Here is a 24,181-nt window from a genome sequence, read left to right as displayed (position 1 = left end):
GCATGTGCGGATTTGTTGCAGTCATTGGCCCCGGTGCACCGCTTCCTGAAGCATTGCTGTCGCATATGCGCGACCAGCTTGCCCATCGTGGGCCAGACGGCGCGGCGAACTGGCAAGGCACGCACGCCAATGGTACGGTGGCAATGGGCTTTCGTCGCCTTGCCATTATTGATACGCGTCAGGTTGCCGACCAGCCCATGGTAAGTGCAGATGGTCGCTACACCATCGTTTTCAATGGCGAGATTTATAATTACATCGAGCTGCGCGACGAACTGATTGCGCGTGGTCATGCATTCCAAACACGTAGCGATACAGAAGTGTTACTGTGCGCCTATATCGAGTGGGGCGAGGAGATGATCCACCGCCTCAACGGTATGTTTGCATTTATGATATGGGACCAAGAGCATGGTGAAGCATTAATCGCCCGCGATCGCTTTGGTGAGAAGCCGCTCTATTATGCGCAGTTGCCTGACGGTAAACTGGTATTCGCTTCCGAGATAAAAGCGATTCTCGCTCACCCAGATATGCCCATGTCTTATGACAAAACACTCATGGGAAGAGTGGTAGATGGCCATATTATTTTCGGAAAAGAAGAAACACTCTTCCAAGGCGTCAAGCAACTGCGTGCAGCACATATGCTGCGTGTGGGCGCAGACGGCGCGATACGCGCTACGCGTCGTTACTGGAAGCCTGAATATACCCAGTCACTAAATGATGTTCCAAAATCTCAATTGATCGAAGAATTGCGACACCATCTTGAGCGTTCGCTGCATATGCGTATGCGCAGCGATGTGCCGGTGACCGCATGTCTGTCAGGTGGTCTTGATTCATCGAGCATTGTGGGTTTGCTGGCGGGTTTCCCAAAAGGTGAGCGCATCGAATCCGCAATATCTGTGCGCTTCCCCGACGATCCGACAATTGATGAGGGTTCCTATATCGACCAGATGCTCAATGCGACGCATCTGAAGGGACACGCGGTTACGCCGACCAGTAATGACCTGATTACGGATCTGCGCAAACTCCATTGGCACCACGAGAATATTATTCCCGGCCCATCCATGTATCTCGAATGGGCGCTGATGCGCGAGGCGCGCAGTCTGGGCTATAAGGTGATTCTCGACGGGCAGGGTGCCGACGAAGTGTTCGCTGGCTACAGCATGTATTTTAAAGCCTACCAAGCAGAATTGGCACATCGTGGCCCATTGGGCTTGCTTAACGCAATCAGGCAAGGGCACATCAGGGATAAGCGCTTACAGGATGTTGCCAAAAACTATCACGATGCCAGCCGTCGCTTCAGCACGCGTGATAGTCTCAGCGTGAAACGCTTCTTTACCTATTACCGCACTTATGCGCCCGAAATGCTGCTACAATATGGCGATGGCATGGTGCCGCATCCGCATGAGATTGGTGCACTACGTTACGAGCTGATGATCAATCTACTGCGTACATCACTGCCATCGAATCTTTATAGCGGTGATCGTAACTCGATGGCGCATGGTATCGAATGTCGCTACCCATTCCTTGATTATGCGTTAGTGGATTTCACCACCCGTCTTCCAGACTGGGCATTCCAAGACAATGCATGGGGCAAAGCGATTCTGCGCTATGCAGTCGATGATGTGCTGCCAAAAACCATCACATGGCGCGCCGATAAGGTAGGCTTCGCCGCCCCACAAGACGCATGGCTGAAAGCCCCAGCAATGAAGCAGTGGATGGAAGAGCGCATCTTTGATGCGGGGCTGGCATTCCTGCCAAACTATAACCGTACCACGATCGAAAACATGTGGCGTGACCACCAGTCAGGCACGGCGGATTATTCGCTACCTTTGTGGAAATGGGCGAGCGCCTCCGAATTGTTGGATATGAAACGCACCAATGTCTGGAGCAAGAAAACCGCCACAAACGCAGCAATCATCGAAGCGCCAAAACCAACGGCATGGATTATTTCCTACACCCCTGTATGCAAAGAACCGCGAGTCATTCGTCAGGCGCAGGCGCTGATGGAAGCGGGCTGGCGCGTTGTTGTTATGGGGCTTATGGGAAAAACCAATGTGCCAGACGGCTGGCATTTCGTGCCGCTACCAGATGAGCTTCCCATGGAAGATGCGCAGCGCATGCACAAATGGTTCGGCGAGCGTATTGGTGGGCGAGCCTTCTCCTATTTCACACGTGCATTGGGTCGCCTGCGTATTGTTGGCATGTTTGTGGCGCGCTTTGCCCCCACCCATGCTGCGCGGTTGATAGGTGCGCGTTTTTATCAACGTGTTGTGCAGCCGTTTGAGTGGAAACGCAGAGCGATACGCAATTATTTCTATCGTCACCCCGACATGCAGCCACAACTTGTTCTAACGCATGATTACTTCACGGCAGATATCGGAATTGCAATCGCCAAGAAGGTTAATGCCCCAGTGATAGTCGATTGCCATGAATATGCCTGCGGACAGTATGTGCATATTCCTAATTGGGTGAAATGGCACCGCCCCTATGTATTCGCGCTGCAAGATTATTACTTGAAGAAGGTGCAAGGTGTCACAACTGTTTGCCAAGGCATTGCTGAGCTGATTCGTAAAGACCATAAATTGCAGTGTCCTGTGCAGGTTGTCAGATCTACGCCATTTTTTGAGCCGCAGAATTTCAAGCCAACCGAAGACACCATCACCGTATTATATCATGGCGAAATTTTCTCATCGCGAGGGCTTCATGTGGCGGTGCGATCCTTGCAATATTGGCGACCCGAATTCCGATTATTGCTTCGCGGCAATCCCGACGTCGGATACCTTGATGAGCTAAAAGCTATTGCAAAAGAAGTCGGCGTGGAGGACAGATTATTCATCGAGCCTGCCGTACCATTTAACGATATTATTCCTGCAGCAAATCGCGCCGATATAGGCTATTTCGTACATGAAGATTTAAGCGCACAGCGCCGCTTTACTTTGCCTAACAAGTTCTTCGAGTACGTGATGGCAGGCCTTGCGCTCTGTGTTTCCGACCTGCCAGAAATGGCACGACTCGTGAAACAATATGAAGTCGGACAACTGGTAAGTGACTGCGACCCTAAAGCGGTGGCAGAGGTCATTAACCGTTTCGACAGACCGATGATAGATGCTATGAAACAACGCTCGATCGAAGCAGCAAAGACACTCAATTGGGAAACTGAGAAGCAACACATGCTGAAGCTATACGAAAGTGTTCGCACATGATTGTTATCGTCAATTACGGAGTGGGTAACCTTTCTTCCGTACATAACATGCTGCGCAAAGCGGGCGCGGATGTGATGGTTTCTGACAAGCCATCCGATATTCTCGCCGCCGATAAGTTATTACTGCCCGGCGTAGGACATTTTGATTATGGCATGAAAATGCTGAATGAATCAGGCCTGCGCGATGCGCTTGATCATTTCGCGCTAGAGCTAAAAAAGCCGGTGCTTGGTATTTGCCTCGGCGCGCAAATTCTTGGCAAAGGCAGCGAAGAGGGTACTGCCGCCGGACTAGGGTGGATCGATATGCAATGCAAACGCATTCCCGCCGCCGAAGGTCTGCGCGTTCCCCATATGGGCTGGAACAAAATTGCAGTGAAGCAGCAAGCGCCCCTCTTCACCCATGCTACACCAGACGCACGTTATTATTTTGTGCATTCCTACTATATGAATTGCGCCAATGATGCCGATATCGCTGCTACCGCGCAGCATGGCATCACGTTCACCTGCGCGGTACAGCGCGGCAATATTTACGGTACGCAATTCCACCCCGAAAAATCGCTGCGTCATGGCCTTGCTATCATGAAAGCCTTTGCGGAGGCTGCATGAATAAAACACGTGTGATTCCAGTTCTGCTTTTGCGTGGTAAGGGGTTGGTGAAAACTACCAAGTTCAAAGACCCCAGCTATATTGGTGACCCGATTAACTCCGTGCGCATCTTCAACGAGAAAGAAGTGGATGAGTTGGTATTCTTGGATATCACCGCCACGCCCGAAGGTCGCGGCCCCGATTTTGAATTGCTGGCCGATATTGCCGGTGAAGCCTTCATGCCTATGGCCTATGGCGGCGGCATCACCACCATTGAGCAGGTGAAACGCATTTTCTCATTAGGCTTCGAGAAAATCATCATCAACAGCGCTGCTTATACCGCGCCAGAGGTGATTCGCGAAGCAGTGGCAATTTACGGCTCGCAAAGCATTGTTGGCTGTGTGGATGTGAAAAAGACATTGCTCGGCCGCTATGAGCTTTATAGCCATTCGGCAACGAACAAGCAGCCCCTCGACATGAAAACACATCTCCAGAATCTCATCGCTCTAGGGGTTGGCGAGGTGTTGGTGAATACGATAGACCGCGATGGCACCATGAGTGGGTACGACCTGAAATTACTGCGTGAAGTAACAAGCAACGTCGATGTTCCCGTTGTGGCCTGCGGTGGTGCTAGCGGCATGGCCGACTTCGAAGCTGCCGTAAAAGAAGCTAGCGTTTCTGCGGTTGCGGCAGGCGCATTGTTCGTTTATATGGGGCCGCACCGTGCGGTTCTGATTAACTATCCCGCCCGCAAAGATATCGAGGAAAAATTACCATGAGCAAATATGTTCGCTACGTCATCGTGATTATCAAACGACTTATTCGCTTAGTCGTCCCTGCTTCTGTGTTGGCATTCATACTCGACCCCGCACAACGCAAAGTAAAGTGGCGCGCCTTTCGCGTATCCCGCGCCCGTTCGATTGAAGAGGTGCGTCGCGTCGCTATCTCTTTGGGCTTCACGTACTTCCTCGATTACGATAAACAAATCCCCACCAAGAAGCGCGAATTCAATTCGGCGGTTTCCTTCTTCAAAATTACGCTCAAAGGCAAGCGCGTGCTGGACGTTGGTCCCGGCACTGCCGACTCGCTCGACGTCGCCAAAGCCGAAGGCGCTGCCGAAACCCTATTCATTGAGGAAGAGCCTGTATTCGTAAAATTCGCCGAACTCAAAGGCCATAAAGGCATCAAGCATAATTATACCTTCACGCCTTTTTTCCCGAATGACTGGAAAGGCAGCTTTGATTTCATCTACACGAAAGGCTCTATCAATTGCCAATGGGTGAATGAACAGCAGGCCATGCGCGAAGCGGGCGACATTAACGGCTACTTTGATTTTGACGCATGGGTGAAAGAGCTCATCACCCTCATCAAGCCAGATGGTCATATTGTGCTATTGCCTGCCATGTGGCAGCAACCTACGCGGATTATCGACGAAGCCTATGATCTCGACACCTACTACTGGTGCCCCGATGTGGCGGCATACCGCGCAAGCTTCTTCACGCAAACCTTGCTGAAGCACGGCTTCAGTGCCGTGGATAACGTACCTGGTTTGACACAGGAAAAGGCATTTCCGCTTGCCTTTTACTACGGTCCGCGCTCATAAGAGTGCATGAAAAACGCTCAAGCCATTCTTGCGCCGATTGACGGCTCTCCTATTACACATGCGGCATTCGTGCCCGCCGATAAGCCGTACCAAGTTTGCACGCGCTGTATTATGGATACGACCGACCCCGACATCACCTTCGACGATAAGGGCGTGTGCAACCATTGCTATTACTACGACAATAACATTATGCCCGCATGGCCTTCGCCCGAAAAAGGCGCGGTCATGCTCCAAGAGATGCTTGAGAAGGTGAAATCCTACGGCAAGGGCAAACCATATGACTGTATTATTGGTTTGTCGGGCGGTATCGACAGCTCGTTCATCGCCGTAAAAGCGGTGGAGTGGGGGCTTCGCCCACTCGTCGTGCATGTGGATGCGGGCTGGAACTCTGAACTCGCGGTGATGAATATCGAGCAGATTTGCAAACGCCTCGGCCTCGACCTCGTAACGCACGTGGTCGATTGGGAAGAAATGCAGGACATGCAATTAGCGTTCCTGCGCTCAAACCTCGCCAACCAAGACGTGCCGCAAGATCATGCATTTTTCGCAGCACTCTATGGCTACGCAATCAAGGCGGGCATTAAATATGTTATTAATGGCAGTAACTTCGCGACCGAGTCGATTCTCCCGCAAAGCTGGGGCTACGACGCGATGGATGCCACGCATGTGAAGGCCATTCACAAGCAATTCGGCAAGCGCAAACGCGGTAAATTCCCTATCGTCAGCTTCTTTGACCTGTATTTCAAATATCCATTTATTCTGAAAATGGAAGTGCTGCGCCCGCTCAATTACATTCCCTATAACAAGGAAGATGCCATCAAGATTCTCGAGCGCGATTATGGCTGGCGCTACTACGGCGGTAAACATTACGAATCACGTTGGACGCGTTTTTTCCAAGCCTATTATCTGCCGCACAAATTTGGCTACGATAAGCGCAAGGCACATTTGGCAAGCTTAGTAGTGTCGGGTCAGATGACGCGTAATCAAGCACTCGCGGAATTACAAAAACCGCTTTATGATCCGAAGTTGCTGGAGGAAGACAAAGCCTTCATCGCTAAAAAATTAGGTATCAGTGTTGCGGAATTTGACGCGCTGGTGAATGAACCACCGCGCCATTACAGCGAATTCCCCAATCACCAGCGCAAGTTCAAGCTGGCGTTTGGTGCCTACCGATTGCTGCGCAATTGGGCGTATATTCCCGTGCGCATTCTTACGAAAATCAAAGGTTACACGCGTCGTGCATTGCGGATGATGATAGGCCGATAATGGCGCTGAACCTGCACATTTACCCTTCGACCTTCACCAATGAAACCCGCATTCTTAAAATTATCCGCAGCTTGAAAGCGCATGGCGTGTTCAGCGAAATTCAGGTCATGGCGCTGCGCAAAGGTGACTTGCCTGCCTTTGAGTCGCTGGGCGAGGGGTTGAGCGTCATTCGCATCGCGCCGTTATTTGGTGCATCGATTCCCAGCAAAATCGGCACGCTCATTAAACTCATCGGCTGGCATGTCTCGGCATTTGTTGCACTGCGCGGCAAACCTATCGCCTGCGTGAATTGCCATAGCTTGCCCGTGCTGCCATTGAGCTGGATGATTGCAACATGGAAAGGTGCCAAACTCGTTTACGATACACATGAGCTCGAAACCGAAACGCTCAGCTCAAAAGGCTTGCGTCGCAAGATTGCGCGTGTCGTTGAGCGGCTCTTTATTCATCGCTGCGACGCGGTTTCGGTTGTTGGTCCATCTATCGCGGGTTGGTATAAAACACTCTATGGCTTGAAGCAGGTCACGGTCGTGCGCAACGTGCCGCCTGCCTTCAAGCAGGCCGCGCCCACTGGTAAACTGCGTGCTGCACTTGGTCTTGGTACAGAGGACGAAATTTATCTCTATCAAGGTCTACTCTCGCGCGGTCGTGGTATCGAGGCACTGCTCGAAGCATTTGTTACGCTCTTCGCGCCTAAACATCTGGTGTTCATGGGGTACGGCGATTTAGAGCCAGAGATTCGTAAAATGGCTACGCTACATGACAATATCCATTTCCACCCCGCCGTGCGCCCCGACGAAATTCCAGAATACACAGCGGACGCAACGGTGGGTCTGGCACTCATCGAGAATCTCTGCCTCAGTTATTATTACTGCCTGCCAAATAAGCTCTTCGAATATGCTGCCTGTGGTGTGCCGATACTCGCCAGCGACTTTCCAGAGATGCAGCATGTCGTGCAGCAATTTAACGCTGGCTGGGCAGTAAAACCCGAAGCCCAAGCCATTCGCAATGCCGTTGCAGACCTTACGCCAGCAGCCATCACGGCCAAAAAAGCCCGCTTGAGCGAGCTATCCACTGCCTATCGCTGGGAAAATGAAGAGCCGCAATTACTTGATATATACCGTCAAATCGGGCTAAAAGCCTGATACATGAAAGTATGGGTCCTCAAAGATAGCGAGCCGCTACCACTCACGCCTGAAGTAAAACCGCTTCGTGCAGCAATGTTGAGCGAGGCGCTCGTTGCGCGTGGCCACAATGTGCGTTGGTGGTGCTCGACCATTTCGCATTTTCATAAGAGCCGCGAAGCAGAAGCAGGCAGCTATACACTCGAAACTGCTAAAGGCAGCTACAACGTCCAGCGTATCGAGGCGGGGCTCTATACGCGCAATCTTTCAATCGCGCGCGTGCTCCATCACCGCCGCTTGGCGAAGCGCTGGCGCGAGGCTGCCGAGCAATCACACGAAACACCCGACATTATTCTCGTGGCGTACCCCATCATCGAATGGGTGCGCGAGGCGCTTGCCTACGCGAAACCACGCGGCATTCCCGTGGTGGTCGATGTGCGTGACCAGTGGCCAGACACCTTCGTGAATTATGCACCAACCTTACTCAAACCGTTCGTGTGGCTGGTGGCGAAGATGCTTTACCCAAATGTGCCTGCGCTGTTTCGTACGCCACAAGCCGTGACCTCGATGAGCACACCCGTGTTGCGCTGGGCGCTTCACAAAGCGCGGCGTGCTGAGGGTCACGATACATGCGTATTCTACCTTGGCACCTCACTTTCGCAAACCCTTCAGCAATCGACCCGCACGCAATTGCCGAATGATCGAACGACCCGATGCCTGTTCCTCGGCACGCTCGGTCACACGGCAGATGTGCTGACGATTGGTCACGCTGCGCGCTACATGCACGAGAGTAACCAGAACGTGCATATCACAATCGCAGGCGATGGCGATTATATGCAGTCGCTGCGTGATGTAGTCGAGGGCTTGCCGAACGTCACACTAACGGGTTGGCGCAGCACGGCGGATGCAAAGTTATTGCTCGCAGCATCAGACATTGCGCTGCTGACGGGTCATAACGAAGCCATGCCCAATAAGTTTTTTGATTATGTGGCCGCAGGCTTGCCGATTGTCTGCTCGCTGCGTGGCGAAGTGCGTGATTATATTACACAGCATCACTTAGGCGCATGCTGCCCCTCGGGCGATGGTGAGGCACTAGCGCGCGCCATCAACCATGTGCGTGAACATTACAGCGAGTGCGCAAAAGCGGTGCAGGCAATTCCCGCATCTGATTACGCCTGTGACGCGATTTATAATGGCTTTGCACAATTCCTCGAACAGTTGGGAAATCACCATGCCGTATGAAGACCCAATCGAAGCCGCCCTGCGCGCACTGACAGATGTAGAGTGGACGAAACGCAAAGACCGTTTCGAAGCGCGCATCAACAAAACGCACATGATTGGCATCCAAGAAATGCTCGCCGACCATGGCATCACCTCGCATGGTGAGGTGAGCGAAGCGCGCAGCGGGCGTTATATCGCCACCGTCGCCGCCACTGAAGTGCCCAAGATTTTAAAAGCCGTCGCTGTCACCGGCGCTAAGGTAAAACCGCATCGCCGCAAGTGGCAGAGTTAGGTTTTTAGCCATGAATTAATAGAATTAAGAATGCAACCAATCTTTAGAATGTAAAAGTTATTGCTCCCTGCCATAACAACCATCCCAGCCAGATGAGCATGCGCAGTACCATTTACCAGTTGAAGCGTAAATGCAGCGCCACCGCTCATACCATCTGGATTTAATGAAAGTGATCCTAGCACATTTAACTTTAAAACTGTTGAATCTTCTAGCTGATTTTCATCAGAAGCTATTGAACAAGTAATAGATGCCTGAGCAAATCCTAAGTGTCTTGTTTCTTCATTCATGCCGTAATCTTGTTTATCTGTCGGGTAACCTGATACGACTAGACCAACTACCTGATTGGATGGTACATCTGGGGGAAGCCCATTCAAATTGAAGAATCGCTCTTTCATTTGTGTTCTGTCTTTGCAGGGTTCTGTAAAATCAAACACTGCTAAATCATTTAAGACCTCATCATTAATATCATTATTATAGTATCTAATGCCGCCTGCAGAACAAAAACTTTTGCCATCTTTATCTAATAATCCAACATCCTCATAGCTTCTGCCTTCTAAGGTTTTTAATTGGTGACGAGTGCATAAAAGCAGGTATCGTTCACGGTAATGAATGCCTATACATGAACCAATTAAACTACATGAATAAGTTTCGTTGTGATTCCAAACAACAAGTGGATGAGTATAGAGAGCAAGTGTTTGTTCTAGTGATTTAATTGGGATTAATAAGCCATTCAGTTGAACTGTGTGCTTTAACATGTCTTCAATGGTTGTTGGCCTCATAACAGGTGCTCGCTGTTTCTTGCGTATTTTAAAAACAGAATATTCTATAGGCAACAGGATTGATTCGCAGCGTTTTAACGCTGCTCACCCTTCGGGCGCCGATGGCGTCCCATTTTGTCTAAGGGCAAAATGGTCGAACAAGGTTCGCCCTGCGCGACTACAGCCATTAAAAAAGCCCGCTCCAAATGGAGCGGGCTTTTTTAATGGTGGAGGCAACAGGAATCGAACCTGCGACATTCTGCTTGCAAAGCAGACGCTCTACCAACTGAGCTATGCCCCCACGCGTCGGTCAAATCGAGGTGATGCAGATAATCTAACCCGCCGCCCCCGTCAAGTAAAGAGTGTAAGTACTAGAAATCTACGCATTTTCCGCCGATTTCCCAGTCATTATAACGGGTCGGCTCGGGCTTGCCGCTACCGCCCACCTCGTCTTTAGGCCTAGGCGCGGGCTCGACAGGCTTGGTTTCAGGCGTTTTAGGTGTTTTCTCGGTTGGCTTTTCCATGACTCTCCCTTACCACTCGCCTCCACCTATGTCACGCACTCGTACCATTGCAATTCAAGCACTCCACACCCTCCTTTCCGAAGGGCGGACGGTGGATGAGGTTTTGCCCCGCCACATGGAGCTGAGCGAAGAGGACGAGAAATTCGTCCACGCGCTGCTCATGGCAACGCTGCGCCATATCGGGCAATTGGATGCGATGATCGAGCCGCACCTTGAAACACCCTTGAGCAAAAAACTCCACGCCGTGCAGTGCGCCCTGCGCATCGGCGCGGCGCAGATTCTGGTGATGAAAATTCCTGCTCACGCCGCCGTGGGTGAAACCGTGCAGGCCATGAAGGGCGGCAAATACAAGCCCTATGCAAAACTCGTGAATGCCGTGCTGCGCAAAATCGAACTCGCGCCACTGCCGCCCGCCACCTACAACTTGCCCGCATGGTATAAGCCGCGCTGGAAGCAGTATTATGATGTCGCGCGCATTTGCGATATCGTATTGGAGCAAACACCGCTTGATATCATTCGCCGCGATGGTTCGGGGGAGCGCTTCGCTGCGCCTTACCCTTCGGTCGAGACAATCAAGGGCTATCACGAAGGTGACTTCTGGGTGCAAGACAAAGCCGCCAGTATGCCCGTCACCATGCTTGGCGATATCAAAGGTAAAACCGTGCTGGAAATCGGCGCAGCGCCAGGTGGCAAGACTGCGCAATTATGCGCTGCGGGTGCTGTCGTCACCGCGCTTGATCGCAGCGAATCACGTATGCAGCGTTTGAATGAAAACATGAAACGTTTGCGAATGGACATCACACCCGTTGTTGCGGATGTGATGGAGTGGGAGCCGCCATCGCCATACGACATCGTCGTCATCGACGCGCCTTGTAGCGCCACGGGCACATGGCGTAGGCATCCTGAAGTCGTGCATATCACCACGCTTGATGACATTCGTGAACTCGCCAAACTACAAGCCGATATGCTCGCGCGCATCTGGCCGTGGGTGAAAGCGGGTGGGCGACTGCTTTATATTGTCTGCTCGCTCGAGCGCGAAGAGGGCGAAGCACAGCTTGAAGCGTTCCTTGCAGCCAATAAAGATGCAACGCAACAGGGCGCTGCCCTGCGTACCAACCCAGCGATGGAAGCCGAAACAGGCGGTATGGATGGGTTTTTCGCAGCCATATTGCAAAAGGCCGCATAACTGCTAGAACACTCTCATGGCTATTAAAACACCACCTGTCAAAATCGCTCCGTCGATTCTTTCTGCCGACTTCGCCCGCTTGGGTGAAGAGGTTGCTGCTATCACCAAAGCCGGTGCCGATTTAGTGCATGTCGATGTGATGGACGGGCACTTTGTGCCGAACCTGACGATTGGACCATGCGTGGTGAACGCCATTCGCCCGCACACCAAACTACCGCTCGATGTGCATTTGATGATCGATAATCCTGATCTGCTGATTCCTGAATTCGCCAAAGCGGGTGCAGACATCATCACCATCCATGCTGAGGCAACACCGCACGCCGACCGCAGCTTGGCGCTGATTAAATCACTTGGTAAAAAAGCGGGTATCTCGATTTGCCCAGCAACACCACCCAGCGTACTTGAATATGTGATGGATAAGGTCGATCTGATTTTGCTCATGACAGTGAATCCTGGTTTTGGTGGCCAGTCATTTATCCCCTCGCAACTTGCGAAGATTCGCACCGTACGTAAAATGATTGGTAAGTCTGGTCGCCGTATCATGCTTGAGGTGGATGGCGGCATCAACCCAGGCACAGCCCGCGAAGTGATTGCAGCCGGTGCCGACACGTTGGTAGCAGGCTCTGCGGTATTCACGGGTGACGCCAAAAAATATGCGAAAAATATCGCCGCCCTGAGAGGAAAATAATGGGCGATCTCGATATCATCACACGCATTCGTATTGAGCATGCGCAAGCAGTCGAAGGTGTTTTCACCAACCATGTAGGTGACATTACCAAGCTCGCCGAGAAAATGGCCGCAGCAGTAAAAGCTAATCACAAACTTCTATTTTGTGGCAATGGTGGCAGCTCGTGCGACGCCATGCATATCGCGGGCGAATTTGTCGGCCGCTTCGTACACGACAGACGCGCACTTCCTGCCATCGCACTCACGGCAGATAGCGGCATCATTACCGCCGTGGCGAATGATTACAGCTACGAAGATATTTTCTCGCGTCAGGTCGAGGCGCTAGGGCAGGCGGGTGATATTCTGATTGGCATGTCGACCTCTGGCAAAAGCCCAAATGTGCTGAAAGCGATTACGGCGGCGAAGGCAAAGAATATCTTCACCGTGTTGCTCACGGGTGAAAAGGGCAAGGACCGCAAAGATGCCGACATAACTATCGTTGTGCCGTCCACGGTCACAGCCCATATCCAAGAAGCCCACATCACGGTGCTTCACAGCTTAGCTTCTCTTGTCGAATCAAGGCTTTAGCGGCACGTTAACGAAAAATTCACTTTTGCGTTCTACTATATAAGAGTTGTAGCACTATTCGTTTGGCGCTACGCTAAGGCAAATCAACATCGTAAGAAAAGAACCCCGTCATGATCAATGAAACCAAGCTTGCTGAAATGCTGTGTACGCGTTTGTGCCACGACCTCACGGGCCCAATCGGTGCTGTCAATAATGGCGCCGAATTCCTTTCTGAAGAAGGCTTCGACATGGAAAACGAAGCCATGAAACTCATATTAAATAGCGCAAGCGAAGCAGTAAACCGCCTGCAGTTTTATCGTCAGGCGTATGGGCGCGTAGGTGAAACGGGTGAAGCATCGCTTTCCGACAAGAAACAATTGGCAGAAGCCTTTTTTGCGTCCACCAAAGTTAAACTCGATTGGCCCGATGCGCATACAGACGCTAGTGGTGTTGCGATAAGCCAACGTATGGGAAAATTAATCCTAAATCTTTTGATCATTGCGGGCAATTCCCTAATCAAGGGCGGTACGCTTGCGGTGCGCGTTTCGCAATCCGACGCGGGAGAGAAAGAAGTCCGCCTCAGCGCTAAGGGTGACATAGTAAAGCTGGACGCAGAGCTTGTAGCGATTCTCAAAGGTCAGGGCGACGAGGGGATGCTTAACCCCAAAAGCTCGCAGCCTCTTTTAACAATGAATCTCGTTGAGAATATGGGTGCAAGCCTTGCCTTCGAAGCATCCAGTGATGCGTTGGAACTAGTTTGTCGCCAACAGGCACTCGTTACGGCATAAGCGCCCGATTTTATTTGTGATTTGTATCGTCCTGTGTAAGATGAGCGGATAAAAAAACATCTGCGCACAGGGCATTCTATGGATGATTTAATCAGCGAATTTATCACCGAAACTTCCGAGTCCCTTGCCGTTCTGGATCTAGAGCTAGTGAAGCTCGAGCAAAACCCAAATGATAAAGAGATTTTGGGAAATATTTTTCGTCTCGTTCATACGGTCAAGGGAACCTGCGGATTCCTTGGCTTGCCGCGCCTTGAATCGGTAGCGCATGCGGGTGAAAATGTTCTCGGTAAAATTCGCGATGGCCACATTATCGTGACACCCGAAGCAATATCGCTGGTGCTCGAAGCGCTTGATCGCATCAAAACCATCATGGAGCAACTTGCCGAGTCGGGCAGTGAACCAGCAGGTGATGACAAAGATCTCATTGCCCGCCTGAATGCGTTTGCTGATTCAAACGGCGCGGTTGCTAATACGAGTGCGCCTACGCCCGCGCCTGCACCAAAGAAAAATGATATTAATGTTGCTAACATGCTTTCGCCTGATGAAATCAAAAGTGGCGGCGGTATGACTAGCTCCACCACGCAAGACGAGTTGGACGAGCTGGAACGCGCCTTCCGTGAAGCAGTGCCAACCATTGAAGGCGGCGTGGATTATACAAAAGCCCCAAGCACCTTCATGGAAGATACGCCTGCTGTTCCTGCGCCTGCGGCGGCTAAACCTCCGCTCGCTGAACAGCACAAGGACAAAGCAATCAAGCAAGGACTGGAAACGGATGCCAAGGACACAGGCGGCGGTGGCGCTGGGGTGAATCAAAGCATCCGCGTCAATCTCGATGTACTCGAAGACTTGATGCAAATGGTGGGCGAGTTGGTGTTATCGCGCAATCAATTGATGCAAATCATGCGTAACCGCGACGACAGTGATCTGAAGGGTCCATTGCAGCAGCTTTCGCAAATCACCACCGAACTGCAAGACGGCGTGATGAAAACGCGCATGCAACCTATCAGCACGGCGTGGACCAAATTTCCGCGACTGATTCGTGACCTGTCGCAAGATCTCAAAAAGAAAATTGATTTGAAAATGATCGGTGAAAACACCGAACTGGATCGTCAGTTGCTTGAGATGATCAAAGACCCGCTAACGCACATGGTGCGCAATAGCTGTGATCACGGGCTTGAAATGCCTGCCGATCGTGCAGCAGCGGGCAAGCCAGAGACTGGCACTGTAACACTCAGCGCCTATCACGAAGGCGGCCACATCATCATCAAAATCGCTGATGATGGGCGCGGTATCAACCTCGAGCGTGTGAAACAAAAAGCACTCGAGAATGGCGTCACCACCAAAGACGAACTCGCCTCCTTAAGCGACGAGCAAATCATGCAGTTCATTTTCAAGGCAGGGTTCTCAACCGCCGAGAAAGTGACAAGCGTCAGTGGCCGTGGCGTGGGAATGGACGTGGTGCGTACCAATATCGAAAAAATTGGTGGCACAGTTGAGTTGAGCTCAACCGCAGGCAAGGGTTCTACGTTCAATATCAAAATCCCGCTCACCTTAGCGATTGTATCGGTGCTGTTGGTAGAAGCCGACAAGCAGCGTTTCGGTATTCCGCAGCTTAACGTCGTTGAACTGGTGAGAGTTGATAAGAATTCCGAATATAAAATCGAGACAATCAGTAATTCCAAAGTGCTGCGCTTGCGCGGTAATTTATTGCCGCTTGCATCACTAAATGAATTATTGGGCTTGCCTAAAAGCGACGAACAGAGTGACCGCGATTGCTACATCGTCGTAGTAAAAGCAGGCGCAAGCGATTACGGACTCATGGTCGATGCCGTGCACGACACCGAAGAGATCGTGGTGAAACCTGTGTCGCGACTACTCGAAAATGTAGCGCTTTATTCCGGCAACACCATCTTGGGTGACGGTAGCGTTATTATGATCTTAGACCCGAATGGCATTGCACGCGCCCTGGGTGAGCCTGAATTAAGCGGCAGAGAAGAAGTTGAGAATAACCTCATCAATAGTGCAGACCGCGTCGCAAGCTTCTTGATTTTCAACACAGGCGGTGGTGCACCAAAAACTGTACCGCTTGAGTTGGTCTCACGTCTTGAAGACATTGAGATCGATAAAATCGAGGAGTCTGCAGGCAGCAAAGTGGTGCAATATCGTGGCGATTTGATGCAGCTAATTACCTTGCCTGGCTGTGATTTCCCAGAAGCGAAAGACGGTGAAATTCCCGTTATTGTCTTTACCTATGACCGCAAAACCATCGGCTTGGTGATCGACGAGATTCTTGATATCGTGCAAGCGCCTGTCGAAATTAAGGGTAGTTCACAGCAAGAACATTTCCTTGGCAGCATGGTGATCGGTAGCAAAACCACCGACGTTGTGGATGTTGGGTATATCCTTAAAGAAATTGGCGGAGATATTAGCGCAATTGCCCGCAAAGTGGATGCGGTAAAAGACGTCGAATTATTATTAGTTGAAGACAGTGATTTCTGGCGCAATCTTGCCGAGCCTCTGTTGCAATCCGTAGGCTACCATGTCACGTGGGCGGAACACGGCGCAATGGCGCTCAGCCTGATGCAGGCCAAAGCATTTGATGTCATCGTCAGCGATATTGAAATGCCGCAGATGGACGGCTTCCAATTCGCAACCGCCGTGCGTAAAGATAAGCGCTTCGATCACATTCCAATCGTTGCCTTCACCTCGACTGCGAACGAGCAATTCCGTCGTCGTGCCATCCACTGCGGTATGCAGGATATGGTAACGAAAACCGACCGCGAGGCGCTGCTCGTTGCGATTGCCAAGCAACTTCAAAACAATAATCAGGAGGCCGCATAATGAGCTCAGGTGCCTTGGTGGTTCAAGATTCACATGTACCTGCGCCCGCAGCCTACGGCGCATTGAAGCAGGAATTTGTAACGCTGCGACTTGACCAACAGTTGTTTGGTATTTCCGTCATGGCTGTGCAGGATGTGCTGCGCAAACAGCCCATTTCGCCTGTACCACTTGCCCCTCATATTGTTGCGGGCTCGCTTAACCTGCGTGGCCGCATCGTCACTGCAATTGATTTGCGCAAGCGTCTAAGCATGGATGATTACCCCAATCGCGATACCATGATGAAAGTCGTGGTTGAGTACCAGCATGAGCTTTTTGCATTCATGGTGGATGCGGTGGGCGATGTGCTTACCCTCGAGATGAGTGATTGCGAAAAGCCGCCTTCGAATATGAATGAGAGCTGGCGCAGCGTCGCGGCTGGCGTGTTCAAGCTACAAGATGAATTATTGGTGGTACTAGATGTAGGCAGCGTCATTGATGGAGCGTCATGATATGAGTAAGACCTGTCTAATTGTTGATGACTCCAAGATTGTTCGCAAAGTCATGAGTAAAATTATCCAGCCGCTAGGCTACAGTGTACTGGAAGCAGAGAATGGCCAAGAGGCCCTCGACACGCTGACGAGCGGCACCGCTCAAGTAGACCTTGTGATGCTGGACTGGAATATGCCTGTTATGAATGGCATCGAGTGCCTTAAGGCCTTACGTGCCAGAACAGATGTGCATCAACCCCCAGTTATCTTCTGCACCACCGAGAATGAGTTCGCTAAAATTCAAGAAGCCATGATGAGCGGCGCAAATGAATATGTCATGAAGCCATTCGACGAAGAAATCATTCGCGGTAAGCTCGAACAACTTGGACTTCTCTAGTGAGTAGCGCAAGGTCAACCAAAACTCACCGTTTTGAAGCGCTAGCTATTGCTAGCTCTACGGGAGGCCCGCAAGCGCTTTCCGCACTATTCAAGTCATTGCGCGGCGGCATCAGCCATGTACCCGTTTTTATTACGCAGCATATGCCAGCCAACTTTACCACCGTGCTTGCTGAGACAATCTCGCGCGATGCACACATGGACTGCCACGAAGCCAAAGATGGTGAAATGGTCAAATCAGGCGTGATTTATCTCGCCCCTGGTGATTACCACATGCTGGTGGAATTCTCGGGCAAAGGCCCTGTGCTGCGCCTTAATCAAGACCCTCCCGTGAATTTTTGTAGGCCTGCTGCTGACCCAATGTTTGCAGCACTTGCATCGTTCTACAAAGATAGACTGCTGGGAGTCGTGCTGACGGGCATGGGTTCCGACGGATTGGAAGGCGCAAAAAAGATTGTTGCAGCAGGCGGCACCATCATCGCACAGGATGAAAAAACATCGGTGGTGTGGGGAATGCCTAAAGCCGTATCCGATGCGAAGATTGCAAAAGCGGTTCTACCGCTCGACCAAATGGGTCACTATATCGTGAGGGCACTCGCATGAGCTTAGCCCTTCGCAAAGACGAGTTTGATGTGATTGCTGAATTCCTCAAGCAGCGCTCTGGGTTGGCGCTCACCCAAGATAAGATGTATCTGATCGAAACACGGTTGCAGCCGATTGTGCGCAGTCACAACCTGAAAGACATTCCCGATCTGATAGCTAAACTGAAATCTGGCTCGGTACCGCTTGCCCTCTCCACCGATATTACCGAGGCTATGACGACCAATGAGTCGATGTTCTACCGCGATACTAAGCCATTCGAGCATCTCACCAAAGTCATGATTCCTGAACTCAAAGCTAAGGGACGTACGCATTTGCGCATTTGGTCGGCGGCGTGCTCAACGGGGCAGGAACCATACTCGATAGTGATGTCCTTGCGCGAAATGGCCGCTGCACTAGGCGGTATCACCTTCGAAATCGTCGCCACCGATATTAACGAGAAAGTAGTTGAGCGCGCCCGCCAGGGTCTTTTCACACAATTTGAAGTTCAGCGCGGCCTGCCGATCACCATGCTCATGAAATACTTCAAGCAGCAGCCTGGTAATATGTGGGAAATCCAAGACCACGTGAAAACAAGCGTGAAGTTCATGAAACTGAATCTGCTCGATAGCTATAGTGCGCTCGGCAAGTTCGATATTATTTTCTGCCGTAACGTACTCATCTATTTCGATGACAAAGGTAAAGCGCAAGTGCTCGATAAGTTGGCCAACTGTTTGAACCCACCAGGCTTCTTAATGCTTGGAGCCGCCGAGACGATTCTCAGCCTCAGCAGCAAATACAAGCTGATGGAAGATCATCGCGGGCTTTATACGTTGGCATAAAAAAAGCCCGCACCAAGCGGGCTTTTCTCATTCATGTGAAACGTTCTAGGCTTCAGCTTTGGCTTTCTTAGCCGCTTTCGCAGCAGGAGCTTCCGCCGTTGGCTCAGGGTCTTTCAGCACGTAACCACGGCCCCAAACGGTTTCGATATAGTTCTCGCCATTGCTCGCATCTTCAAGCTTCTTACGCAGCTTGCACACGAACACGTCGATGATTTTAAGTTCAGGTTCATCAATGCCGCCGTAAAGGTGGTTGAGGAACATTTCTTTGGTGAGGGTCGAACCCTTACGCAACGAAAGCAATTCGAGAATGCCGTATTCTTTCGAGGTCAGGTGCAGGGGACGTGAATCCACTTCTACCGAACGTGTATCGAGATTCACCACCAGTTTACCAGTGCGAATCACCGACTCTGAATGGCCTTTCGAACGACGAACGATTGCTTGGATACGCGCAATCAATTCACCTTTGTTGAATGGCTTGGTGAGGTAATCATCAGCGCCGTAACCAAGGCCTTTGATTTTCTGGTCAGGACCAGAAAGACCCGAAAGGATCAGGATAGGGGTGTTGATTTTCGCAGCGCGGAAGCGGCGCAGTACTTCATAACCGTCAATGTCTGGCAGCATGAGGTCAAGAATGATAATATCGTAGTCGTAGAGTTTGCCGATTTCCAAACCCTCTTCACCGAGTTCGGTGGTGTCACAGATAATGCCTTCAGAGGCGAGTGATAATTCGATGGCTTTAGCGGTGGAGGCGTCGTCTTCAACAAGTAATACGCGCATGGTGTGGTCCCCTGTTAGGTAATCCGTGGTTGAGCAGTTAATATACTATTAACGATTATCACAAACAACTAGAATTTTAACTATTAAGGTATTTTTAACACTTGCCACTATAAAGAAGCTATATAAATCAATAGAATAAGAAATTTTATCTGTTTCAGGTTTACACTCTTCAACCATACAAATGTTACCAAGTTAATGATTGTGTGTAATATATCACGCTAAATTAGTTAACCGAGCGGCTGAATCCTAAATTTTAAAGAGCAATAAGCCAATTTATGGCCCGTCGCGCAGCCAATAACTTCATCAGAAGTAATAGATTATTAACGATGCTGTGGAATGATAGGAATATAAAACATGAAGGCAACGCATGAAGCGAATCTTCCTACTTGGTGCACCTGATAGCGACCCTGCATTTGCGGATTTCAATCGCGAAGTGCGCGCCCTTGAGGGACGCTATGATGATGTAGAAGTCATCCGTATTGATGATTTAGCGGGTAGAACTGAATCGGAGCGCCAATCTGAAATAACGCGCCGTATTCAAACCGCAAGCGGTGGGCAGGCATTTGAACTTTTTGTAGGTACTCATGGCTCTAATGACGCGTCTGGTGACGTTATCGGCAGTTATGAGAGTTTTCATACGGCAATAGCCCGCGCGAATTTGCCTATTCGTGCCGTGTTCTATGAGTCATGTTATGGTGAGTTGGCGATACGCTATGCCGATAGATTGCCAGAGGGAACATTGGTTGCCGCCTCCGCAGGGGATCGGAGCTTTGGTTATTCTGGTGCAATGGATGACGTGGTGCGCAACCTTGGAACAGGCGGTGTTGTAGATTATATGATTGCCACGCAAATTCGTTCTAACCCTTACTTGTACAGCATTCTGAACACCTTTGAAGCTGAGAGAGAAGGAGAACGCGCAGGCGAAAGGATTACAGTGCGCTTAGATGGTGGCAGCAGCTTGAATCTGCATAACGAGCCGCGTGAGTTAGTTGCAGATGAATTTGCCATCAGTGGTAGTGGCATAAGAGATATAGATAGCGTACTGTCGACCTTAACACCACGACAACTGCGTGCTGCTATCGACCGATTGGAAGATCAAGGTTACAGTCAGTATAGTCAGTATATGCAGTTGCAGGTGATGGAGTTAACGGGTCGTAATTCTGCCAGAACAACGGGTATAGCGATACCTCAGAACCCGCTTCAGGGGCCCTATGTGGTAGAATTTCCTAACTTGGCACCTGCGGGAACGTTTATAAGCCCTTCGTTTTCAAGCAGCCCATCAGATGACTTTCCACGAACGATAGAAGAGCAAATTATGTTCATGCGTGGTGCATTAACGGGACAAAGATCTAGCGGGGACGGTATTGTCGACTCGATAACAGTTCAATATGGTCAAGCAGTGGCAATACAAGCATTAAGAGATCAAGGCGTCTTTAATTGGACAGAGGCTGACGCTTCTGCCGAGCAGCCTAGCTCTACTACAGTTTCGCCTTCACCAACGCGCAAAGTAACTATTATTCTTCAATAAAACGCGCTTTTGACCCACGCCCTAAAAGCTGGTACACTCACGCCGAATGAGCAACCTTCGCCAGCATTTACTCAAAGAGCTTGAATCCATCCCCGATTTGCAAATGACGGGAAGGGTGACGGCGGTGAAGGGTCTGCTTGTTGAATGCACGGGGATTGAGCAGGTGCTCTCCGTCGGGGCGCGTTGTAAGGTGCAGGGAACCCTTGCCGATAGCCACGAAGTGTTGTGCGAAGTCGTTGGCTTCCGTGATGATGTAGCACTGCTTATGCCCTTCCACTCGGTGGAGGGTATTGGGTTAGGCGCGAAAGTTACCGCAACATCAGCTACCTCGGTGGTAGAGCCGTCGAGCGCTTGGCTCGGTCGTATCATTGACGCGATGGGCAATCCGATTGACGGTAAGGGGCCGCTCCCCAAAGGTGCGGAAGCTTATCCACTACGTGCATCGCCGCCTCCTGCGGCAGATCGCCAGCGCGTCAAAGGAAAATTGGATTTAGGCGTGCGCGCCATAAACACCTTTCTAACCTGCTGCGCAGGTCAAAGAATGGGGATTTTTGCAGGCTCTGGCGTTGGTAAATCCATTCTGATGTCGATGCTCGCGCGCTATTCACTTGCCGACGTGAACGTCATCGGCCTCATCGGTGAACGTGGTCGTGAGGTGCAGGAATTCATCGAGGATGATTTGGGTGAAGAAGGCCTCAAGCGTTCGGTGGTAATCGTTTCCACCTCGTCTGAGTCGGCGTTGATGCGTCGTCAGGCCGCCTATACGACAATGGCCATTGCCGAATATTTCCGTGACCAGAATCAACAAGTATTATGCCTAATGGACTCTGTCACCCGCTTTGCCATGGCACAGCGCGAGATTGGCCTATCGGCAGGTGAGCCACCAACTACCAAAGGTTACACACCAACCGTATTTTCAGAGCTACCACAATTACTCGAACGCGCTGGCCCCGGTGTAAAAGACCAAGGCGCTATCACAGGTCTATTCACGGTACTCGTCGAGGGCGATGATACTAACGAACCAATCGCGGACGCAGTGCGCGGTATTCTCGACGGCCACATCGTGCTCGATCGTGACATTGCACAGCGCGGGCGTTACCCAGCGATCAATATTCTCAAATCTGTCTCGCGTATGCTGCCTGATTGTAATTCCGAAGAAGAAAATAATCTGATTCTCATCGCCCGCCGCTTTCTCTCGACCTATGAAAACATGGCGGAGCTGATTCGCCTTGGTGCCTATCGTCGCGGCACGGATCCAGATGTGGATCGCGCCATGCAGTTTTATCCGCAAATCGAGGCCTTCCTAACCCAGCGCGAAAATGAATCCGCAAGCCTGCCCGAAGGTTATGAATTACTATCACAGATTCTCGCCCAAGGCGGCAAGGAGAAGAAATAAGTGAAAAGTATTGCCACGCTGATTCGCGTTAAGCAACGCGAGCTAGATGCGTTGAAGCGCCAGCAGGCGATCTTAGAAAAGCGCCGCGAAGAACTCTACATGCTGATTATCCAGTTAGGTGATCGCCTAGTGCAGGAAATGAAACTCGCCAAAGAATTACCAGAAATGGCCCATTTCTTTGGAGATTTTTCGGTGAGCATTAAAAAGCGGCAAGATCAAACCTACATCCAAATCCGCAAGCTCGACAAGGAGCTCGATAAACTTGCCGAGCAGCTCAGTGAAAAATTTAGCGAGCTAAAAAAGTTCGAGCTCGCTCATGCTGCATGGCTCAAGCGCGAAGCCGACAAAGTAAGGCGTCGCGAACAAATCGACATGGACGAAGTCGGCATCAGGGGGTATCTTCGCAAAGATGCGTTATAGTATTTACATCATTTTGCCTTTCATGATCTCTGGGTGTGTGTTTAACCAAACCAGCATCCAGCGCGACTATGAGCGCGAACGCAAATTCTGCCAAGCGTACGCGGAAGGCCGTATCGAGAAGTTCGCATCGCCTGATCGCAATGTTAGTCAGAAAGGCCGTAATGCCGAGCTGGTGACGCTATTTAGTGACTGTATGGCAAAAGAAGGCTGGCAAGTTGCCACCCCAAAACGTGCGGGCAAGACGAGCAGCTCAAAACCAGCGACAGCACCTGCGCAGCCAGTGCCTCAACAACCAGCGCCACAACAGCCAGCGCCACAACAGCCAGTTCAAACGCAGGCAACGCCATTGACACCGTCACCATCCATGCCGCCACTACGCCAGCCAGTCAATCCTAATGCTGCGACCTACCAGCCCGCCGCACCAGCAAATGCTGCACCCGTACCATATTATGGTAATGGTGCTGGCCGCAGTTTTTAGTTTTTAAGCACGCGCTCAAGCGGCGCGCAGCCTTTCGGCCTCAACGGCCGTCGAAGCGTCGGTTCTCACTAAGGATACAAGTAGGTTTTGATCCACGCGTCATTTTCGCGCGTGAAAATATAGCGATCATGCAAACGGTACTGTCCCTGATGCCAAAACTCGATGGTTTGGGGCACCAGCCGCCAACCGCCCCAATGTGGTGGGCGGGGAATAGGTTTGCCTTCATACTGCTTCTCAATCTCCTGTACGCGGTTCTCCAGTGCCTCGCGCGATTCAAGCGACTGCGATTGCAACGATGCCCATGCACCAATCTGGCGTCCACGCTCGCGTGAGTTAAAGTAAGCATCCGACTCTCTGTCGCTAACTTTAATAACGGTTCCTTCGATACGTACCTGCTTCTCAAGTGGCATCCAATAGAAGCAAAGTGCCGCCTGCGGGTTGCCTGCAAGCTCAAGGCTTTTGCGCCCTTGGTAATTGGTGAAAAATACGAAACCTTCTGTATCCACTTGCTTGAGCAGGACAATGCGTGCCGACGGCGTACCAGTAGGTGTAGCCGTGGCAAGCGTCATAGCAGTCGGCTCGCTAATGCTGGCATGTGCCTTGGCTTCGGCAAACCATGTATTAAATAATGTAAATGGGTCGGTCATAGATTGACTCTATATAAGGGAAGAGTAAGAAAGA

Annotated in this window: 25 protein-coding genes and 1 tRNA gene; 21 read left to right on the top strand and 5 right to left on the bottom strand. The window is 50.9% G+C overall.

Going from position 1 to position 24,181, the window contains the following annotated elements:
- Window positions 1-2: 2 nt before the first annotated feature.
- The 8 genes from asnB to J0M34_05845 are packed head-to-tail and all read left to right on the top strand — an operon-like array spanning window position 3 to window position 9,287.
- Window positions 3-3,200 (top strand): asparagine synthase (glutamine-hydrolyzing), encoded by a 3,198-nt coding sequence (gene asnB, locus J0M34_05880; GenBank protein MBN8543777.1) that lies wholly within the window; start codon window positions 3-5, stop codon window positions 3,198-3,200.
- Window positions 3,197-3,805, top strand: a complete 609-nt coding sequence (gene hisH, locus J0M34_05875) for an imidazole glycerol phosphate synthase subunit HisH (GenBank protein MBN8543776.1) — start codon at window positions 3,197-3,199, stop codon at window positions 3,803-3,805. The genes asnB and hisH overlap by 4 nt, the downstream gene beginning before the upstream one ends.
- The gene (hisF, locus tag J0M34_05870; protein MBN8543775.1) at window positions 3,802-4,563 is read left to right on the top strand and encodes an imidazole glycerol phosphate synthase subunit HisF; all 762 of its coding nucleotides are present in this window, start codon (window positions 3,802-3,804) and stop codon (window positions 4,561-4,563) included. Before hisH ends, hisF begins: the two co-directional genes overlap by 4 nt.
- Complete coding sequence (locus J0M34_05865) at window positions 4,560-5,387, top strand: hypothetical protein (GenBank protein MBN8543774.1); 828 nt, start codon at window positions 4,560-4,562, stop codon at window positions 5,385-5,387. The genes hisF and J0M34_05865 overlap by 4 nt, the downstream gene beginning before the upstream one ends.
- Window positions 5,388-5,393: 6 nt before the next feature.
- A complete protein-coding gene (locus J0M34_05860) occupies window positions 5,394-6,653 on the top strand; it encodes an N-acetyl sugar amidotransferase (protein MBN8543773.1) in 1,260 nt (419 codons plus the stop codon).
- On the top strand, window positions 6,653-7,795 hold the full coding sequence (locus J0M34_05855; GenBank protein ID MBN8543772.1) for a glycosyltransferase: 1,143 nt from the start codon (window positions 6,653-6,655) through the stop codon (window positions 7,793-7,795). The genes J0M34_05860 and J0M34_05855 overlap by 1 nt, the downstream gene beginning before the upstream one ends.
- 3 nt (window positions 7,796-7,798) lie before the next feature.
- Window positions 7,799-9,016, top strand: coding sequence for a glycosyltransferase family 4 protein (locus J0M34_05850; GenBank protein MBN8543771.1), 1,218 nt, complete (start codon window positions 7,799-7,801; stop codon window positions 9,014-9,016).
- Window positions 9,006-9,287 carry a hypothetical protein gene (locus tag J0M34_05845; protein ID MBN8543770.1) on the top strand — a complete coding sequence of 94 codons (282 nt, stop codon included), beginning with the start codon at window positions 9,006-9,008 and terminating at the stop codon, window positions 9,285-9,287. The genes J0M34_05850 and J0M34_05845 overlap by 11 nt, the downstream gene beginning before the upstream one ends.
- On the opposite strand, the gene J0M34_05840 is transcribed toward J0M34_05845, so the two are convergent.
- The 3 genes from J0M34_05840 to J0M34_05830 form a co-directional block, all read right to left on the bottom strand.
- Window positions 9,284-10,066, bottom strand: coding sequence for a hypothetical protein (locus tag J0M34_05840; protein MBN8543769.1), 783 nt, complete (start codon window positions 10,064-10,066; stop codon window positions 9,284-9,286). The genes J0M34_05845 and J0M34_05840 overlap by 4 nt on opposite strands.
- 204 nt (window positions 10,067-10,270) lie before the next feature.
- Window positions 10,271-10,346: transfer RNA gene (locus J0M34_05835), tRNA-Ala, on the bottom strand.
- 70 nt (window positions 10,347-10,416) lie between these two features.
- Window positions 10,417-10,569, bottom strand: a complete 153-nt coding sequence (locus tag J0M34_05830) for a DUF1674 domain-containing protein (GenBank protein MBN8543768.1) — start codon at window positions 10,567-10,569, stop codon at window positions 10,417-10,419.
- Between the two features lie 28 nt (window positions 10,570-10,597).
- Here J0M34_05830 and J0M34_05825 point away from each other — a divergent pair, with 28 nt between their 5' ends.
- The 9 genes from J0M34_05825 to J0M34_05785 all read left to right on the top strand — a co-directional run bounded on the left by J0M34_05825 (window position 10,598) and on the right by J0M34_05785 (window position 18,901).
- A complete protein-coding gene (locus tag J0M34_05825; protein ID MBN8543767.1) occupies window positions 10,598-11,755 on the top strand; it encodes a methyltransferase domain-containing protein in 1,158 nt (385 codons plus the stop codon).
- Window positions 11,756-11,771: 16 nt separating this feature from the next.
- Window positions 11,772-12,443 (top strand): ribulose-phosphate 3-epimerase, encoded by a 672-nt coding sequence (locus J0M34_05820; protein MBN8543766.1) that lies wholly within the window; start codon window positions 11,772-11,774, stop codon window positions 12,441-12,443.
- Window positions 12,443-13,009, top strand: coding sequence for an SIS domain-containing protein (locus tag J0M34_05815; protein ID MBN8543765.1), 567 nt, complete (start codon window positions 12,443-12,445; stop codon window positions 13,007-13,009). Before J0M34_05820 ends, J0M34_05815 begins: the two co-directional genes overlap by 1 nt.
- 110 nt (window positions 13,010-13,119) lie before the next feature.
- Window positions 13,120-13,776 (top strand): hypothetical protein, encoded by a 657-nt coding sequence (locus J0M34_05810; protein MBN8543764.1) that lies wholly within the window; start codon window positions 13,120-13,122, stop codon window positions 13,774-13,776.
- A 78-nt stretch (window positions 13,777-13,854) separates the two neighbouring features.
- Window positions 13,855-16,617, top strand: coding sequence for a chemotaxis protein CheW (locus J0M34_05805; protein ID MBN8543763.1), 2,763 nt, complete (start codon window positions 13,855-13,857; stop codon window positions 16,615-16,617).
- Window positions 16,617-17,105, top strand: a complete 489-nt coding sequence (locus J0M34_05800; GenBank protein MBN8543762.1) for a chemotaxis protein CheW — start codon at window positions 16,617-16,619, stop codon at window positions 17,103-17,105. The genes J0M34_05805 and J0M34_05800 overlap by 1 nt, the downstream gene beginning before the upstream one ends.
- Window position 17,106: 1 nt before the next feature.
- On the top strand, window positions 17,107-17,481 hold the full coding sequence (locus J0M34_05795) for a response regulator (protein ID MBN8543761.1): 375 nt from the start codon (window positions 17,107-17,109) through the stop codon (window positions 17,479-17,481).
- The gene (locus tag J0M34_05790; GenBank protein ID MBN8543760.1) at window positions 17,481-18,083 is read left to right on the top strand and encodes a chemotaxis protein CheB; all 603 of its coding nucleotides are present in this window, start codon (window positions 17,481-17,483) and stop codon (window positions 18,081-18,083) included. The genes J0M34_05795 and J0M34_05790 overlap by 1 nt, the downstream gene beginning before the upstream one ends.
- A complete protein-coding gene (locus J0M34_05785; protein MBN8543759.1) occupies window positions 18,080-18,901 on the top strand; it encodes a protein-glutamate O-methyltransferase CheR in 822 nt (273 codons plus the stop codon). Before J0M34_05790 ends, J0M34_05785 begins: the two co-directional genes overlap by 4 nt.
- Before the next feature lie 45 nt (window positions 18,902-18,946).
- On the opposite strand, the gene J0M34_05780 is transcribed toward J0M34_05785, so the two are convergent.
- Window positions 18,947-19,678, bottom strand: coding sequence for a response regulator transcription factor (locus J0M34_05780; protein ID MBN8543758.1), 732 nt, complete (start codon window positions 19,676-19,678; stop codon window positions 18,947-18,949).
- Window positions 19,679-20,045: 367 nt separating this feature from the next.
- Between J0M34_05780 and J0M34_05775 the strand changes: the two genes are divergently transcribed.
- Genes J0M34_05775 through J0M34_05760 form a run of 4 tightly spaced genes read left to right on the top strand, consistent with a single transcriptional unit; the run spans window position 20,046 to window position 23,500 of the window.
- Window positions 20,046-21,206 carry a hypothetical protein gene (locus J0M34_05775; GenBank protein ID MBN8543757.1) on the top strand — a complete coding sequence of 387 codons (1,161 nt, stop codon included), beginning with the start codon at window positions 20,046-20,048 and terminating at the stop codon, window positions 21,204-21,206.
- Between the two features lie 46 nt (window positions 21,207-21,252).
- Window positions 21,253-22,602, top strand: coding sequence for a flagellar protein export ATPase FliI (fliI, locus tag J0M34_05770; protein ID MBN8543756.1), 1,350 nt, complete (start codon window positions 21,253-21,255; stop codon window positions 22,600-22,602).
- Window positions 22,603-23,022 carry a flagellar FliJ family protein gene (locus J0M34_05765; protein MBN8543755.1) on the top strand — a complete coding sequence of 140 codons (420 nt, stop codon included), beginning with the start codon at window positions 22,603-22,605 and terminating at the stop codon, window positions 23,020-23,022.
- Window positions 23,012-23,500, top strand: a complete 489-nt coding sequence (locus J0M34_05760) for a hypothetical protein (GenBank protein ID MBN8543754.1) — start codon at window positions 23,012-23,014, stop codon at window positions 23,498-23,500. Before J0M34_05765 ends, J0M34_05760 begins: the two co-directional genes overlap by 11 nt.
- A 68-nt stretch (window positions 23,501-23,568) precedes the next feature.
- Here the strand turns inward: J0M34_05760 and pdxH are convergent, their stop codons facing one another.
- Window positions 23,569-24,147 carry a pyridoxamine 5'-phosphate oxidase gene (gene pdxH, locus J0M34_05755; GenBank protein ID MBN8543753.1) on the bottom strand — a complete coding sequence of 193 codons (579 nt, stop codon included), beginning with the start codon at window positions 24,145-24,147 and terminating at the stop codon, window positions 23,569-23,571.
- Between the last annotated feature and the right edge of the window lie 34 nt (window positions 24,148-24,181).

Source organism: Alphaproteobacteria bacterium, from assembly GCA_017302575.1.
Taxonomy (GTDB): domain Bacteria; phylum Pseudomonadota; class Alphaproteobacteria; order Rickettsiales; family UBA3002; genus JAFLDD01.
Note: the sequence above shows the minus strand (reverse complement) of the source record. Positions and strands in the feature narration are given on the sequence as shown.

Coding starts and splice junctions, on each gene's coding strand:
- asnB (MBN8543777.1), top strand. CDS start 3: ATGTGCGGATTTGTTGCAGTCATTGGCCCCGGTGCACCGCTTCCTGAA.
- hisH (MBN8543776.1), top strand. CDS start 3,197: ATGATTGTTATCGTCAATTACGGAGTGGGTAACCTTTCTTCCGTACAT.
- hisF (MBN8543775.1), top strand. CDS start 3,802: ATGAATAAAACACGTGTGATTCCAGTTCTGCTTTTGCGTGGTAAGGGG.
- J0M34_05865 (MBN8543774.1), top strand. CDS start 4,560: ATGAGCAAATATGTTCGCTACGTCATCGTGATTATCAAACGACTTATT.
- J0M34_05860 (MBN8543773.1), top strand. CDS start 5,394: ATGAAAAACGCTCAAGCCATTCTTGCGCCGATTGACGGCTCTCCTATT.
- J0M34_05855 (MBN8543772.1), top strand. CDS start 6,653: ATGGCGCTGAACCTGCACATTTACCCTTCGACCTTCACCAATGAAACC.
- J0M34_05850 (MBN8543771.1), top strand. CDS start 7,799: ATGAAAGTATGGGTCCTCAAAGATAGCGAGCCGCTACCACTCACGCCT.
- J0M34_05845 (MBN8543770.1), top strand. CDS start 9,006: ATGCCGTATGAAGACCCAATCGAAGCCGCCCTGCGCGCACTGACAGAT.
- J0M34_05840 (MBN8543769.1), bottom strand. CDS start 10,066: ATGAGGCCAACAACCATTGAAGACATGTTAAAGCACACAGTTCAACTG.
- J0M34_05830 (MBN8543768.1), bottom strand. CDS start 10,569: ATGGAAAAGCCAACCGAGAAAACACCTAAAACGCCTGAAACCAAGCCT.
- J0M34_05825 (MBN8543767.1), top strand. CDS start 10,598: ATGTCACGCACTCGTACCATTGCAATTCAAGCACTCCACACCCTCCTT.
- J0M34_05820 (MBN8543766.1), top strand. CDS start 11,772: ATGGCTATTAAAACACCACCTGTCAAAATCGCTCCGTCGATTCTTTCT.
- J0M34_05815 (MBN8543765.1), top strand. CDS start 12,443: ATGGGCGATCTCGATATCATCACACGCATTCGTATTGAGCATGCGCAA.
- J0M34_05810 (MBN8543764.1), top strand. CDS start 13,120: ATGATCAATGAAACCAAGCTTGCTGAAATGCTGTGTACGCGTTTGTGC.
- J0M34_05805 (MBN8543763.1), top strand. CDS start 13,855: ATGGATGATTTAATCAGCGAATTTATCACCGAAACTTCCGAGTCCCTT.
- J0M34_05800 (MBN8543762.1), top strand. CDS start 16,617: ATGAGCTCAGGTGCCTTGGTGGTTCAAGATTCACATGTACCTGCGCCC.
- J0M34_05795 (MBN8543761.1), top strand. CDS start 17,107: ATGAGTAAGACCTGTCTAATTGTTGATGACTCCAAGATTGTTCGCAAA.
- J0M34_05785 (MBN8543759.1), top strand. CDS start 18,080: ATGAGCTTAGCCCTTCGCAAAGACGAGTTTGATGTGATTGCTGAATTC.
- J0M34_05780 (MBN8543758.1), bottom strand. CDS start 19,678: ATGCGCGTATTACTTGTTGAAGACGACGCCTCCACCGCTAAAGCCATC.
- J0M34_05775 (MBN8543757.1), top strand. CDS start 20,046: ATGAAGCGAATCTTCCTACTTGGTGCACCTGATAGCGACCCTGCATTT.
- fliI (MBN8543756.1), top strand. CDS start 21,253: ATGAGCAACCTTCGCCAGCATTTACTCAAAGAGCTTGAATCCATCCCC.
- J0M34_05760 (MBN8543754.1), top strand. CDS start 23,012: ATGCGTTATAGTATTTACATCATTTTGCCTTTCATGATCTCTGGGTGT.
- pdxH (MBN8543753.1), bottom strand. CDS start 24,147: ATGACCGACCCATTTACATTATTTAATACATGGTTTGCCGAAGCCAAG.